Origin of the sequence: Providencia sp. PROV040 (genome assembly GCF_032706145.1) — a bacterium.
Classification (GTDB): domain Bacteria; phylum Pseudomonadota; class Gammaproteobacteria; order Enterobacterales; family Enterobacteriaceae; genus Providencia; species Providencia hangzhouensis.
In genome coordinates this window covers 3284259-3298140 of the sequence record NZ_CP120530.1, presented here as the reverse complement: position 1 = coordinate 3298140, position 13882 = coordinate 3284259, and the positions used below count along the sequence as shown (strand labels likewise).

General features: G+C 43.6%; 20 protein-coding genes. 19 read left to right on the top strand and 1 reads right to left on the bottom strand.

Going from position 1 to position 13882, the window contains the following annotated elements:
• From P3L40_RS15225 to P3L40_RS15135, 19 genes are all read left to right on the top strand, one after another.
• Window positions 1-378, top strand: coding sequence for a hypothetical protein (locus P3L40_RS15225; RefSeq protein ID WP_247605814.1), 378 nt, complete (start codon window positions 1-3; stop codon window positions 376-378).
• A 910-nt stretch (window positions 379-1288) separates the two neighbouring features.
• Entirely contained in the window at window positions 1289-1819 is a 531-nt protein-coding gene (locus tag P3L40_RS15220) for a Rha family transcriptional regulator (RefSeq protein ID WP_210852815.1), read from the top strand.
• Between the two features lie 32 nt (window positions 1820-1851).
• On the top strand, window positions 1852-2043 hold the full coding sequence (locus P3L40_RS15215; RefSeq protein ID WP_272693268.1) for a hypothetical protein: 192 nt from the start codon (window positions 1852-1854) through the stop codon (window positions 2041-2043).
• A 166-nt stretch (window positions 2044-2209) separates the two neighbouring features.
• Window positions 2210-2401 carry a hypothetical protein gene (locus tag P3L40_RS15210; protein WP_272515384.1) on the top strand — a complete coding sequence of 64 codons (192 nt, stop codon included), beginning with the start codon at window positions 2210-2212 and terminating at the stop codon, window positions 2399-2401.
• A gap of 54 nt (window positions 2402-2455) precedes the next feature.
• The gene (locus tag P3L40_RS15205) at window positions 2456-3028 is read left to right on the top strand and encodes a terminase small subunit (protein ID WP_210852809.1); all 573 of its coding nucleotides are present in this window, start codon (window positions 2456-2458) and stop codon (window positions 3026-3028) included.
• Window positions 3012-4487 carry a DNA-packaging protein gene (locus P3L40_RS15200; protein WP_210852807.1) on the top strand — a complete coding sequence of 492 codons (1476 nt, stop codon included), beginning with the start codon at window positions 3012-3014 and terminating at the stop codon, window positions 4485-4487. Before P3L40_RS15205 ends, P3L40_RS15200 begins: the two co-directional genes overlap by 17 nt.
• A gap of 11 nt (window positions 4488-4498) precedes the next feature.
• Window positions 4499-5941, top strand: coding sequence for an anti-CBASS protein Acb1 family protein (locus tag P3L40_RS15195; protein ID WP_272515383.1), 1443 nt, complete (start codon window positions 4499-4501; stop codon window positions 5939-5941).
• Entirely contained in the window at window positions 5895-6905 is a 1011-nt protein-coding gene (locus P3L40_RS15190) for a phage minor head protein (RefSeq protein ID WP_272515382.1), read from the top strand. The genes P3L40_RS15195 and P3L40_RS15190 overlap by 47 nt, the downstream gene beginning before the upstream one ends.
• A gap of 12 nt (window positions 6906-6917) precedes the next feature.
• Window positions 6918-8309: a DUF2213 domain-containing protein gene (locus P3L40_RS15185; protein WP_272515381.1), complete on the top strand. Its 1392-nt coding sequence runs from the start codon at window positions 6918-6920 to the stop codon at window positions 8307-8309.
• 3 nt (window positions 8310-8312) lie between these two features.
• Window positions 8313-8753, top strand: a complete 441-nt coding sequence (locus P3L40_RS15180) for a hypothetical protein (RefSeq protein WP_117162104.1) — start codon at window positions 8313-8315, stop codon at window positions 8751-8753.
• 10 nt (window positions 8754-8763) lie between these two features.
• Window positions 8764-9840, top strand: coding sequence for a major capsid protein (locus P3L40_RS15175; protein WP_272515380.1), 1077 nt, complete (start codon window positions 8764-8766; stop codon window positions 9838-9840).
• Between the two features lie 8 nt (window positions 9841-9848).
• Complete coding sequence (locus P3L40_RS15170; protein ID WP_210853613.1) at window positions 9849-10058, top strand: hypothetical protein; 210 nt, start codon at window positions 9849-9851, stop codon at window positions 10056-10058.
• Window positions 10042-10413 carry a hypothetical protein gene (locus P3L40_RS15165; RefSeq protein WP_210853611.1) on the top strand — a complete coding sequence of 124 codons (372 nt, stop codon included), beginning with the start codon at window positions 10042-10044 and terminating at the stop codon, window positions 10411-10413. The genes P3L40_RS15170 and P3L40_RS15165 overlap by 17 nt, the downstream gene beginning before the upstream one ends.
• Window positions 10410-10718 carry a hypothetical protein gene (locus tag P3L40_RS15160; protein ID WP_210853609.1) on the top strand — a complete coding sequence of 103 codons (309 nt, stop codon included), beginning with the start codon at window positions 10410-10412 and terminating at the stop codon, window positions 10716-10718. Before P3L40_RS15165 ends, P3L40_RS15160 begins: the two co-directional genes overlap by 4 nt.
• On the top strand, window positions 10715-11083 hold the full coding sequence (locus P3L40_RS15155; RefSeq protein ID WP_210853607.1) for a hypothetical protein: 369 nt from the start codon (window positions 10715-10717) through the stop codon (window positions 11081-11083). Before P3L40_RS15160 ends, P3L40_RS15155 begins: the two co-directional genes overlap by 4 nt.
• A gap of 1 nt (window position 11084) precedes the next feature.
• Window positions 11085-11522 (top strand): HK97 gp10 family phage protein, encoded by a 438-nt coding sequence (locus tag P3L40_RS15150; RefSeq protein WP_117162099.1) that lies wholly within the window; start codon window positions 11085-11087, stop codon window positions 11520-11522.
• Complete coding sequence (locus tag P3L40_RS15145) at window positions 11519-11887, top strand: hypothetical protein (RefSeq protein WP_210853604.1); 369 nt, start codon at window positions 11519-11521, stop codon at window positions 11885-11887. The genes P3L40_RS15150 and P3L40_RS15145 overlap by 4 nt, the downstream gene beginning before the upstream one ends.
• Before the next feature lie 68 nt (window positions 11888-11955).
• Entirely contained in the window at window positions 11956-12711 is a 756-nt protein-coding gene (locus P3L40_RS15140) for a phage tail tube protein (protein WP_210853602.1), read from the top strand.
• Window positions 12712-12760: 49 nt separating this feature from the next.
• Complete coding sequence (locus P3L40_RS15135) at window positions 12761-13447, top strand: DUF6246 family protein (RefSeq protein ID WP_210853600.1); 687 nt, start codon at window positions 12761-12763, stop codon at window positions 13445-13447.
• Window position 13448: 1 nt separating this feature from the next.
• On the opposite strand, the gene P3L40_RS15130 is transcribed toward P3L40_RS15135, so the two are convergent.
• Entirely contained in the window at window positions 13449-13835 is a 387-nt protein-coding gene (locus P3L40_RS15130) for a hypothetical protein (RefSeq protein ID WP_210853598.1), read from the bottom strand.
• Window positions 13836-13882 lie beyond the last annotated feature (47 nt).

The following is a 13882-nucleotide window of genomic DNA, read 5'->3' as shown; positions in this document are numbered from 1 at the left end:
ATGAAATGGATAACTAGCCCAATAACTGGTTGGCTTGCTGCGTTTCTATTTTTTTCCCTCTGGATTCTTTCTGCATTAGCTCATGAGAAAGAGCTGAGCGACCAGAAAGACCAAAAAATCATAGAGAGTAACCTGATAGTTTTTAATGCCTATCGGGCGCTCTCTATATTTGACCGAATTTCACAAGCCAACATCAAAGCAAAGCAATTAGAGGACTCAGAACATGTCAAAGTTAAGACTGTTATCAAAACAGTACTCAAAGACAATGAGTGCGCTAATACTGCTGTTCCTGATGATGTTGTTAGCGAGTTGCGGAACTACAAAAGAGGTATTGATTCCCGTTCAGTCGCCACCGATACCGGCACAACTAACCGCTGATTGCCCTCAGCCTGATATTCCTGAGAATGTTGATTGGGGTGATATGCCGCAACTTCTAGTTGATGCGATGAAATCAATAGCAAAGTGCAATTTAGACAAGAACGCCATTCGAGAGATTGAAGCGGCTAGAAGTAATTTAAAATTACATTGAGGCGAGTGGCCTGTTAATACCAACCCGTATGCGCTCTTGCAAAAAAAACTAAATTGATTAAGACAAGAACGCTTAATAAATAGATAGAGAATTTTACAAAAATTGTCATTGTATTTGGTTCTCTTTTGTCTTTAAAAACAACAATTAGGATACATACAAGGATAGGGATGATTATGAGTAAGACATTAATTGGTTGATTATGCATGTGTATGGGTTCTTAAATTGGGCAATAGGAAATTTTCCCACTAGTTAAAGACAATCTTGGCAAGAAAACAATACGGGAAATTGAACAACAAAGAAATGCCCCAGATATCGGGGCGAAGCGAGAATAATAGTTCATGAATGTAACGCAACTATACGTTAATCGTGAATGACCACAACCTTAAAAAGGTAGTAATCTCAAACGGATATTACAAATATGAGCCTCCAATTAGGGGGCTTTTTAATGGCAAAAAAATAGCCCCTGGTGTTGAGGCTTAAAAGTGTAGGAATATATATGAAACTAATAACTTAGCGATGTAATAACCATACCCCTCTTAATGTTACGTTACGAAAGTAAAGTTAAAAGAAAGTTACATTTATTCAAGTTTTGTAATCAGTAGTACGCATTTCACCCTGTGCACCACATGCACACACATCTAAAAACATCGAGCCAATATTTAGGTAATGAGTCTTTGAGGTAATCAGTTATAGCTGGTGCGCTTCGATGGGCTGATTTTCCTATGTGGCAAAGGCTCATTACTAAGTAAGGTAAGCACTATGAATAATACAGTCGTTATTCCTGAATTTAATTTCCAGAAGATGGTTATGGCATCCGACGGGCAAGTATTCACAACCAGTAAAAAGATTGCCGACTATTTCGGTAAAACTCACAAGAACGTACTGAGGAAAATAAAGCAAACAATCAATGATTGCCCCGAGGAATTTGCTGAGCTCAATTTTGAGCCCACTGATTACATTGATAAAAATGGCGACATTAAGCCAATGTACAAGTTATCTAAAGACGGGTACATGCTCTTGGTTATGAGTTTTACAGGTAAGGCAGCAATGCTTATTAAGATAAAATTCATTCAAGCATTTAACTGGATGGCAGAGCAAATTAATCGCTGGAAAGATTTAGGCGAAGAAGCCCAGCATCGGCATGCATTAAAAGCAGCAAAGTCAGAATTAAAAGGTCGACTAGGCAGCCAGTTAATGAATGGGAGGAAGAAAGAGAAGAAAGCATTGCAATTGGAATATGAGCAAATACTTTCCCTCACTCAGCCAAAATTATTATTTGTAGATGAATAGGTCGCTCAGCGGCCTTTTTTATTGGGTGGAATATGAAGAAATACAACATAGACGCCAAGGCTACAGGATACGGAACAAAGATAGATGTAACCGATGGTGAGCTAACAGCTTGTTTGCGTCAGGCTGGAGAGGTAAGGCGCATCACTGTTACTGGTCGCGGCAATGTACGGCAGATTAAAACTATCGCTAAGACATTCTATAACGCACTGAAAGGTGGGGTATGAAAACAGGAACATTAGCATTACAGATTTCAGTGAAATTTAAATGGTGGGTCAATCCATACATATCCACTTTGAAACTATTTTGCCTAACGCTTGGTATTGAGCCCAACTACGACAAGGTAGGTGAGTTCATCGCTAAGCATGGGTTCGTTGTGAATAAGGCAATCAAATGTCAAGAACATACACAGTAACAGCAACAAAGAAAGACGGCACAACATACGAAGGCTTGATGACAACGAAAGAGCCTCGCGTGACTAATGGCCTAATCGCAATTGCACAAGCTGACGGTGCATGGATATACATTTCATCTGATGAGATTAGCAGCGTTGAATATGTGCCTGTGGTTGAAGTAGCAGAATAACCAATCACAAAGCTCATCATGGTGAGTTTTTTAATTTGTTATGAGGAAAAAAGAATGGCACTCACAGATAAACAGAAAATGTTTTGTCGTGAGTACCTCGTTGATTTGAACGCTACACAGGCGGCTATTCGTGCGGGGTACAGCGATAAAACCGCGCGGTCACAAGCTAACCGCCTGTTGACAAATGTTGACATTGAAAAACGAATTCAAGAACTAATGAATAACCGCAGTGATAGGCTGGATGTCGATGCTGATTACGTGCTTAAGCGTTTAGTCGATATAGACCAAATGGATGTACTGGACATTCTCCACGATGATGGAGGCATAAAGCCTATTCATGAGTGGCCTAAAGTTTGGCGTACGTCATTAAGCGGTATGGATTTAGCTGAAATGTTCGAGTCTAAAGATGGCGAACGTGATTTGGTTGGCGTCATGAAGAAAATCAAATGGCCTGACAAAGTTAAGAACCTAGAAATGATAGGTAGGCATAGAAGCGTTGGCGCGTTTGTTGAATTAAGTAAAACAGAGCTTACTGGCAAAAACGGTGGGCCAATAGAAACCGCAACGCTAACAAAAGAAGAATACAGGAACGCTCGACAGGAGATGCTAAATGAGGACGACTGTTGAGCAAAAAAACTTTGCACGTAAATTAGAGTGCGAAGAGGACGGGTTATACTTTTCTCGATACTTCTTCAAGCAACGTACTGGCGGCAAGATGATTGTCGCGCCTCATCATCATGCAATACAGGATGCGCTTGATAGGGTTATTAGTGGTGAGATTACCCGACTGATAATCAATGTTCCTCCAGGCTATACAAAAACAGAACTCGCAACCATTAACATGATGGGTCGAGGAATGGCGATAAATAACCGCGCCCGTTTCATGCACCTTTCATACTCCCATAACTTGGCATTGCTTAACTCATCGACAACTCGAAGCATGGTTAAGTCTCAAGCTTTTCAATCTATGTGGCCAATGACTTTGCGCGATGATGCCGATAGTAAGGCTATGTGGTGGAATGAGTTTGGCGGTGGCGTGTATGCTTCGTCAGCCGCAGGTCAGGTGACAGGCTTTCGAGCTGGCCACATGGAATCAGGGTGGCAGGGTGCATTGGTTATAGATGACCCAGTCAAGCCAGATGATGCATACAGTGAGACCGTTCGTGATGGTGTAAATAATCGATTTAACGAAACAATCAAATCACGATTGGCTATCGAAACCACGCCAATGATTGTGATTATGCAGCGTATTCATTATCACGATTTGAGCGGCTACCTATTGCGTGGCGGCTCTGGTGAGAAGTGGCATCACCTTTACTTACCCGTAGTCATTGATAATTCACAATCGTATCAAGAGTTATTCCCTGAAAACTCTCACGCTATACCTATTGAGCATGGTCTTGATGATGGCTGGCTGTGGGAATTCAAGCACAATGAATCACACCGAACGGCTTTAGAGTCACACCGCAGAACATTTGAAGCACAGTATATGCAACGACCTCGCAGATTTAATGAGGAAGGAGCGCTGTGGAATGAGCAAATGATTAATGCGGCTCGTGAACTGAATATCATAGAGCCATTAGCTCGAACGGTAGTAGCTATTGACCCGCAAGCGACAAACTCAGACGAGAGTGACGAAAGCGGAATTGCAGTGGCTAGCGCATATGGTGGTGGTGATAAACGCCAATTTACGGTCGATGGTGATTACAGCGGCAAATACTCTCCGAATGGTTGGGCGACAAAAGCGATATGGGCCTATGAACATCATAAGGCTGACGCAATAGTCATTGAAACCAACCAAGGGGGCGATATGGCTGAAGACACCCTGAAGAATGCAGGTTTCAAAGGTCGCATTATTCGCATCCATGCTAGCAAGGGTAAGTTCGCCAGAGCTGAGCCAATATCAGCCTTATATGCACAGGGCAGGGTTGGGCACAGAGGTAACTTATTCACACTGGAAAACCAGATGATGGAATACGTGCCGCAAACTGCCAAGAAGTCACCCGACAGAATGGATGCCACAGTTTATGCATTGACTGAGCTGAGTGAGCCAGTAATTGTCGGAATGCTAGTTAGAAAACGTTAATGAGGGCAAGAATGGAAGTAAATCAACAACGGCTATCATTAGCGGTTAATAACGCATTGAAAGCCGTACAAAGAGCTAGAATGTCCTACGTTCAGTCGCTAGGAACTGGCAACACTAAAAGACCTCGAATATGGAATGAGTTTGGCTGGCCTGAAAATCTAAGCTTTGATGATTTCTATAGGCTATATGATCGCAATGCGCTAGGCGGCGCTGCGGTTGATAGATATATATCAGGATGCTGGATTGATTACCCTGAAATATTCGAAGGTGACGAAGAAGCAGATCAAGACGGTTCAACTGAATGGGATAAAGGCCTTAATAAGCTACTCAAAAAACACTGGGAACAGGTTGTAGAGGCTGATAAGCGCAATTTAGTTGGTCGATACTCTGGTTTAATCATCCAAATCAAAGATAACAGGCCTTGGAATGAGCCAGTCGATACTGGCATTGTTAAAAAACTAAAAGATAAGGCTATTGTTCGCTTAATCCCTGCATGGGAAGCGCAGCTTGATGTTAAAACTTGGGATGAAGACCAAGCAAGCGAAAACTACTCCATGCCAACGATGTATTCGTTTACTGAAATGGCTGTGGGGGATGATAGTGACGGGTCACCATCTCGAATAATTGATATTCATCCTGACAGAGTTATAACGCTTATCGAAGGCGCTGCTGATGGAAAAATGTCATCCGGCGTATCTTTACTGAGAAAAGGTTATAACAAGCTACTCGACATCGAAAAGGTTTCTGGAGGTAGCGCAGAGGGATTCCTTAAGAACGCTAGCCGACAACTTAACTACGGCTTTAGTAAGGATGTTGACTTTGGTGCGCTAGCAGAGGCGCTGGGGACTAATCTAGATGGCCTACCTGACGCATTGGATGAGCAAGTAAGGCGCTTAAACCAAAGCATTGACTCAGCTTCATTTATGCAAGAGGGAACTGCTACGGTGTTATCGGTTGCCGCTGCTGACCCTGAGCCAACATGGCGTACATTGTTAGCTGAGTTTGCGGCATCAATCAACATGCCAGTTAAGGTGCTTATCGGTCAAATTACAGGTGAGCGTGCCTCAACTGAGGATATGAAGGATTGGGCTAGAACCTGTAAATCAAGGCGTGAAGGGTTTCTCGCAAAAGTCATCACCGACCTAATTCATCAACTTGGAAAACTTGGCGTTATTGAGCAAAAAGATGAGATAACAGTAAGTTGGTCTGATTTGCTTGCGCCTAGTCAATCTGAAAAGCTGGATAACATGAGTAAAGCTGCTGATGTTGCAATGAAGACGCAAAACTCATTCGGGCGCTCAGTTCTAATGGAGAACGAGATTAGGGCACTTGGCGAGTACCCAACGTTGCCTGAATTTGAGAACAGCGAGCCGCCAGAGTCAGGCCCCAAAGGAGACCCATTAGTCGATGATGAAGAATCAAAAGATAGGGTCGCCGATAATACCAAGGAATAAGGCTGACCCAACACAATCAGGACGGCAAGTTAGAAAGATGTTCCGTGATATTGATAATCGATATTACGAACTCAAGAAAGCACTCAAGCAACTATTCGACCTGTCATTTACTGGCAGAGAGAAAACGCAATCACCCACTCAAAGCTACATACTCGCTAAAAACTCACAGGATGAGCCTGACACGATTTTTAAGATTAACGCTGGCGTTTATGTGTATGACCTAGCGGAACGTCCTACAGAGTACGCTAGGTTCCTTGAAAGCCTGCAATCAATACTTGATGACTACCTTCTAGAAGGTGGCGACGAGCGATTGTGGGCTTTTGGGTATGTATCTGATGAGTATGAGCGAGGCACCTTGAATGCTTACACTAACTTAGCCGTTCAATCCGAAGTCTACGCACAGCAAACAACACTCACTTATCTACTGTCACAGCCTGCTTACCAAAATCAGGTTGCAGCGGCGTTTATCTCTACTTATAGCGATTGGCGCGGCTTGTCTGATGCTGCACGCACTGACTTAGCAAATGTTATCGGCACATCAATAGCACGAGGCATAAACCCACGCGAAACAGCGAGGATAGTTAGCCAGCGGTTAGATGTATCGATGACCAGAGCAAAGGCTATCGCACAGACTGAACAAGTTGGCGCACTTCGTAGGGCAAACTGGAATGAAACGACATGGGCTAGCGAAAGGTTAGGTCTGAAAACTGGCATCTTATGGATATCAGCGCTTAAGCCAACAACAAGACCGAGTCATGCAGCACGTAGCGGTAAGATATTCACTGTTGAAGAGGTGGAGTATTTCTACTCAATCAACGGGAATCGCTATAACTGCTACTGTGGCAATCAGCCAGTATTGCTGAATGAAGATGGCACACTGCATAACCCTAGCATTCTAGACAGGCTCATTCAGTCGCGTGATGAGTGGGAAGAAAAGCAACAGGAATCAACTAGCAATTCATAAAGAGGCCAACACATGAAGCTATCCAGCATTCATGTTAAATCACTGGCTGTCAATTCCTCCAATATCTCAACTGAAACTATCGATGGTGATGAGCATATCGTCATTCGCGGCGTTGTGCCTGTCATCGATGATGTTGTGATGAATGGGGGCTTATATCCAGCCAGTGAGATTAACAGTAGTTTTAAATCGATGGAGGGGCGTCAGTGTCCATATGGTCACCCTAAAATCGGCACTGATTATGTATCTGCAGACATGCCTCGGGCAGTAAACCAATATCACATTGGGGCATGGGCTGAAAACGTCCGTAAGGATGGCGAAAAGGTCATCATGGATGTGAAAGTAAACCGTCGATTTGCTGATGGCTGCGAGAAGGGGAAAGAATTCTTATCTCGCATCGATAACATTATAGCGGGTAATAGTTCCGACCCCATTCATGTATCAACAGGGCTATTGCTACAGCGCGAACAGAACAAAGGCAAGTCAAAGGGTAAAGCCTATACATGGGTCGCCAGAAACATGCACTTTGATCACATCGCTATTTTACCAGCATCAGAACCAGGAGCAGCTACGCCAGAAGATGGCGTGGGAATGTTTGTGAATAGCGAGGGTGAGAAGCTAGAAACTGAAACAGCAGAGCTTATTGATGCAGCAAACTGCACACAAGAAGGCTTATTCAACAAAGCCAAGTTCTTTTTCGCTAACAATTCATTCTCATTTGAAGATATCTACTCCGCATTACGTGCGGCATTGCGTAATGCTTCCAGTGGCGATGATTGGCCTTATCCCGAAATGGTATGGCCCGATAAATTCATTTACTACAAATCAGGTAAAACCTACCAGCAAAAATACCTCATGAACGATGACGGAGACGCCGAACTCGTTGGTGAGCCTATCGAAGTTGTGCGCAAGCCAACAGAGTACGAAGTTAAAACCAATAAGGAAACTAACCCGATGAAAGAAATCATCACGAATGCGCTGAAGGCGAAAGGCATCGAAACAGAAGGTAAATCTGATGCTGAATTACTGAATGCGTACAACCAAATGAATGCCGAAGAAAAGAAAGAGGAAACGCCAGAAGAGAAAGCTGCGCGTGAGAAAAAAGAGAAAGCGGAAAAGGATAAATCCGACACCGCGAACAACAGTGAACTACAGCAGCAAATCACAGCCGCTGTAAATGCTGCAATCGCTCCACTTCAAGAGCAGCTAAACGCTAATGCTAATAAAGAAGTAAATGCGATGCGTGAAGCCGTGAAAGCTAAATTCGGTATGTCCGATACGGCTGTTAATGCGTTAAGTGGTGACCCACTGAAAGAGCTATATGCTCAATGCAATGTATCACATGGCCTGAATGGTTCATTCCAGCAAGTCAATTCCTCTCAATCAGTTTCAGATATGCCGGAGTAAAACATGGCGAATAAAAAACGTGTAATTCATGCGGGTGGTGTATTCACTAACCCATTGCTACACCGTGAAGGTGCGGCAGCAGTTGATACCAAGGCGGGTATTATCGGTTTCTATGATGAAACTACCGCTAAATTCACGCCATCAGTTGATGGTAAAGAAGCGAATATTTTGTATGTGGCCAACTTTGATTATCTGCGCTGCCAGACGGTTGACGATGTAATCAAGGCGGGTGATTGGGTTGTTGCAATTCAGCCAATGCAAGGTCTGTTCCTAAACGTGCGTGCCGCCGCTGGCACTTACAAGAAAGGCCAAGCGGTTATTGTTGCTAATGGTCAAATCACACTGGCAACAGGTGCAGAAGGCGAAGCGGTATTTGCCTATGTCGAAGAAGATACAGCATTAACCGCTGCGGCGGGTGATCTGGTTCGTGTTGTGTTCAAGTAAGGAGAACTGAATGTTTTATTTTTCAACTAGTCGAGCAACCGAAACAGGAAACCTCGAAGCCAACCAAGCGCAGTTCAGCGAATTACAGTTAGCGCGTAATTCATCTGCTCAAGCTGTGGCTGATTTTATCGCGTGCGCGCGTTACCGTAGTGGTGATGCTCCAACGCTCAATGCAGTAAATGCCATTGATGATATTAAGCGTTTATATCGCTCTTATGACCAAACAGTGTTAGCAGAGTTTCAGCCCAACACTATTTACACTCTGTTAAATGACTTAATGGGGCTGTCTCGCTCCGTTCGTTTAGAAGAGTCAGTGTATGAATATGCACGTAAAGGCGGTGGCGGTGAGGCTCATACGTCAATGTCTGGTCAAATTGGTGCGCTGTTAAATGCTGGCGCTTACAGCTTTGATGGAACAATGGTGCCAGTTCACGACACGGGTTTTAAATTCATCTGGCGTGACCCTATTTTCGCTAAAGGTTCTGCATTAGCTTCATTGGCAGATGCTCAAGCGGATTCTGTTGATACCGTTCGTCGCAAGTACATTGATTTCATGTGGAATGGCTTCCGTGATGCTGCGGGTAATTTCATTACGTTTGATGGTAAAACGTGGAAAGGCTTCCGTGCTGATGAGCGAGTGGCTCAAATTGTTCTAACGGTTGATTTAGACAAAGAGCAAGACGGTAAAGTTATTCGCAAAGAAGTGATTAACTTACGTGACGTACTGAAACTGCAAAACCTGCAATATGGTGAGCAAACTTGGTATGTCTCAGGCGAAATTCTGTCTAACTGGGAATCTGTCTACTTCGATGTTAACCAAACCCGAACCATTCTTGAAGAAATCAAGAAAATCACGGGCATTAAAGACATCAAAGAAGACTATGAGCTGAAAGGTAACGAAGTTCTGATTGTTCCGCTGGGCGCTGGTGTTATCGCTCCTATCGTCGGTCAGGCGTTCGGTACTGTTGCTGACCCTCGTCAGTTCTACAACTCAGACTATGTATGGCGCACATGGGGTGCTGCTGGTCTGATGGTTAAGCAAGACATCGCGGGTCACTTCTCAGTTATCCACGCTAAAGGCGCATAGGGGGGTTCATGGCACTAGTAAAGGTTATTTCAAGTAACTTCTTTGCTGGTGCCGACCTCAGAAAGCAAGAGGTTGGCGCTCAGCTGGATGTCTCAGAAGAAACTGCTGAAACATGGCTACAGGCTGGTCTGGTAGAGCGAATCGAAGAACGAAAACTCGAAGTCGCCACGCCAGAGAAGAAAAAGGGTAAAGGTAAATCAGATGGTGATAACACCTGATGACGTAAAGCCAATGATAGCCGAGCTTGGGTTTACATTGCCTGATTCCGTGCTGTTGTTGCTACTGGAACAAGTGAATGCAAAATCTGAATGCTTGGCGGCTAACTATGATGAATCACTGCAAAAGCTGCTTCTAGTTTACGCAATGGTTCGCCTCGCCTCATTATCTGGCGCTCGAAAGATATCATCACAAGGTGCTCCTAACGGGGCGTCACGCTCGTTTACTTATGACTCAGCTGGTACGGATTATTTACTTAAACAACTGAGAGTATGGGATACGGCAGGGTGTTTATCTACGTTGCCACTGGCGAGTAAATCGGTTGGTTTCTTTGGTGTAGTAGGGGGTTACTCGTGATAGAAGCAAAAAAACTAGCGGATGTGTTAAATCGCTTACTTGAACTTGACCAAGAAGGTACGCAGAAATTAATCAGTCACAGAGTTGAATTTAACAATAACTTAGAGGCTGAAAATGTTCCTTTTGTGTGTGCAAAGTCAAATGATGGCGTAATTACAATGGGTGTTGTTGGGCTTCTTAATGGCATGGCGTCGCCAAATACTGGTGTTGTCGCTGCTCTAATTGACAACAATAAATTAACTGGGTTTACGGTGGTTGGTTGCAAGGAGTGCGAGCCTTATCAATTTGAGAGCTATGCATTATGAGCACTACCGCTAACTGGTCATATACTGCACTAGCAACAATTTACCCTGTCACTCGTGGCGGTGGTCGATACGGCGATGAGATTATCTACGGCGCGCCTTATCTTATCGATTGCACATGGCAATCTAGCAATGAAGTTGTGAAAGACGATATGGGGAAGGAGTTTGTCACCAATAACGTTTTTTACACTGAGTTGAAGCGTAACGGTGTCGATGTGCAAAGGCCAGAGCGCGGCTTCTACATGGCCAAAGGTGATACCACTTCTCAATCTGACCCGAGAGTCGCAGGAGCTGACATTATCATCACTGTAAAAGAAGATGATATGAGCTTTTTCGGTGAAGAGTCAGACTATGAGATAAGGACATGATATGGCTAAACGTGTTCGCGGTATCAGTGAATGTCGACGCAATACTCAGGCCTTTGTTGGTGATGTCGAGCGCAGAGCGGTAAGGGCTGTAACTGCTGGGTTAATTGTTGGTGCTTCACACGCGGCAAGGTATACGCCTATCGATACATCAACGCTAATTAACTCGCAGTATCGTGATGTAAGAGTCAATGGCGTCATGATAACTGGTAGAGTTGGTTATACCGCTAATTATGCCGTCTATGTTCACAATGCATCAGGCAAGCTCAAAGGGCAGCCAAGAGAGGACTTTGGTAAAACTCGTGATGGCGTTTCTTTCGGTGGGGGAACTGGAAAGGGTAATTACTGGGACCCTAACGCGAAACCTAAATTCCTGCAAGTTGGGTTCGAAGAGGCAAGGCAGGAAATCGACGACGCAATTAAACGGGAGATGAGGCGATGATTATTGACGACTTTCTCGATTATTTGGAACGTGGAAATCTAACCAATGGCTTCATTATTCAGCGTTTAGATTGGAAGGAGCGTACAGATACCAAAATTCAGCAGTATATTGTTGTCCGTCCCTCCAGTGGCACTGGTCGACTAGGTGAGTTAAGTGCTGATGATTATATCGATGTTATTCTCGTGTCTGCACAAGATGACCCAATCCCCGCATTAACTCGCACTGATGAAATACTCAAGTATGTCGCAGCAAACCCCAGTGACTGTAATCTCAACTCAGTTTTTAACATGGGTGGATTGCCATCTGGCATTGTAACCACGGAAAACCGAACGATGTTCAGACTCTCATTCCGCTGCTTATCATAAACAAACAAATCTCAAACTAGGTCGCCAATGTGCGGCCTTTTTTATTTTCTATAGAAAGAGGTAAACACATGGCAGATTGCCCAGTACAAACCAATAAGCTGATTGGGCGTAATGCGATTATTCGTATTGCGAAAGGTTGCCCCGATCAGGTTCCAGACCAGTCAGCATTTAAACGCATTGGGGCATTGACCACTAAGTCATTTGACTTGTCGCCAAACTCCATCACATCGGAAGCAGATGACACCAAAGGCCTAGTCGAAAACGTAGTCACCAACTTAGATATGACCATTTCATTTGATGGTGAATACCGCAAGCGTGATAAAGATGACGACTTTGGCCCATTGTTATTGCTTCAAGAAATCCCTAAAGAAGTTCAAGCAGGTCGCCAGCCGTCATATTGGGTTCAGATGGATTTCACTGGCGAAGATGCAATTGTGCTGCAAGGCTATTTCGTTTTCACTTCTTGGTCATCTGAATTCCCAGCGTCAGAAATTGCCACTTACTCAGGCGAGGTTAAAGTTTCAGATGCTGATACGGTTGAGTGGCTAGTTGAAGAAGTTCCAGTGACTAGCGTAGCGGTTACACCAACAACGCTAAGCGTAAAAGAAGGTGAAACAGGCACGTTCACAGTTAACTTCGCGCCAACAGACGCAACCAACAAGAACTACACGGTTGTAAGTGATAAGACCAACTTTGCAACAGTTAGTAAGCTGGTGAATGTTGTCACTGTCACAGGTGTAGCGGCAGGAACAGCAAACGTAACTGTCACATCTGAAGATGGTGCAAAAACTGCTAAGTGCGTAGTCACTGTCACAGCTGCTTAATATTACAAAGGGTGCTTACGAGTGCCCTTGATAATATTCAGGGGGAAATATGACAGCAAGAAAGGAATATGGCGAATTCATAATATCAACGCCTGATAAAGATTATTTGTTTAGACCATCATTTGATGCAATGACGAGAATAGGAACGCCAGAGCAGATTGTTAACGCATTTACTTTGCTAAGTGGAGTAGAAGTTCAAGTGTTAATTGCTCGTGCTATACAGGCTTATGGCACTGTTCCTGAGTGGCTATTTAAAGCATTAAAAAAGCCAACATACGGGCGCGGTGTTTTATCAACTTCAATGATGGTGATGCAAGCTTGCTGTAATGATGATTGCGATGAGCTTATTGGTGAGTGGAAACCCAGTAAAAATGGCGTTATCTACAAGCTGGGAAAGATGCCAATAACAGATATCATCGTGTTAGCTCGTGAGTTAATGACCCACGGAATTATCGGAAAGGCAAAAGTAAGAAAGCTTCAGCGTAACGAAGGTAAAAACGAATTTACAGATAGCTTTAATGCTATCGAATATATTACCGCTGCTCGTGCTCATTTTGGTATGAATCGCGAGGAAGCCGAACAATTAACAATGACTGAGTTCGTCATGATGTTAAAAGCCAAGTATCCAGACGAGAAAGGCTTCACTCGTGAAGAATACGACGAGATCATGAAAACTGATGACCAGCGCAATGATGAGCTGGCAACAGGTAAGCGTAGGTTGGTGAGTCGGAAGTAGCCTATTTTCTTTTCATGACATTTAGTAGGTCATCTAGACTGTTTTTTATTAATGGAACTCTACTGTAATTTAAGTTGTGATACTCATGAGGGTCTGAAAAAGGGTCACCATATTCGATTGCAGCTAGATAATTCATCCATGCTTCATTTAGTTTATTTTTATCATTTTTAGAAGATAAAAAAATCAACATTCTCATGTCATTGTGTTTAATTCTATCGCGAACTGGTTCTAATGGGATATATGACCATAGCTCTTTTTCCGTATGAATTTGCTTGAATACAATATCGAATTTTTCATTGTATTCCTTCCTCTTCTCTCTTCTTAAGCTGAGTCTATTGCCTAAAAAAGCACCAACTAGTAAAGAAATTGCTGACGATATGACGCTCATCTTGTCACCAGTTAAATATAATAATGGATGTTAACTACTCTTTGCAT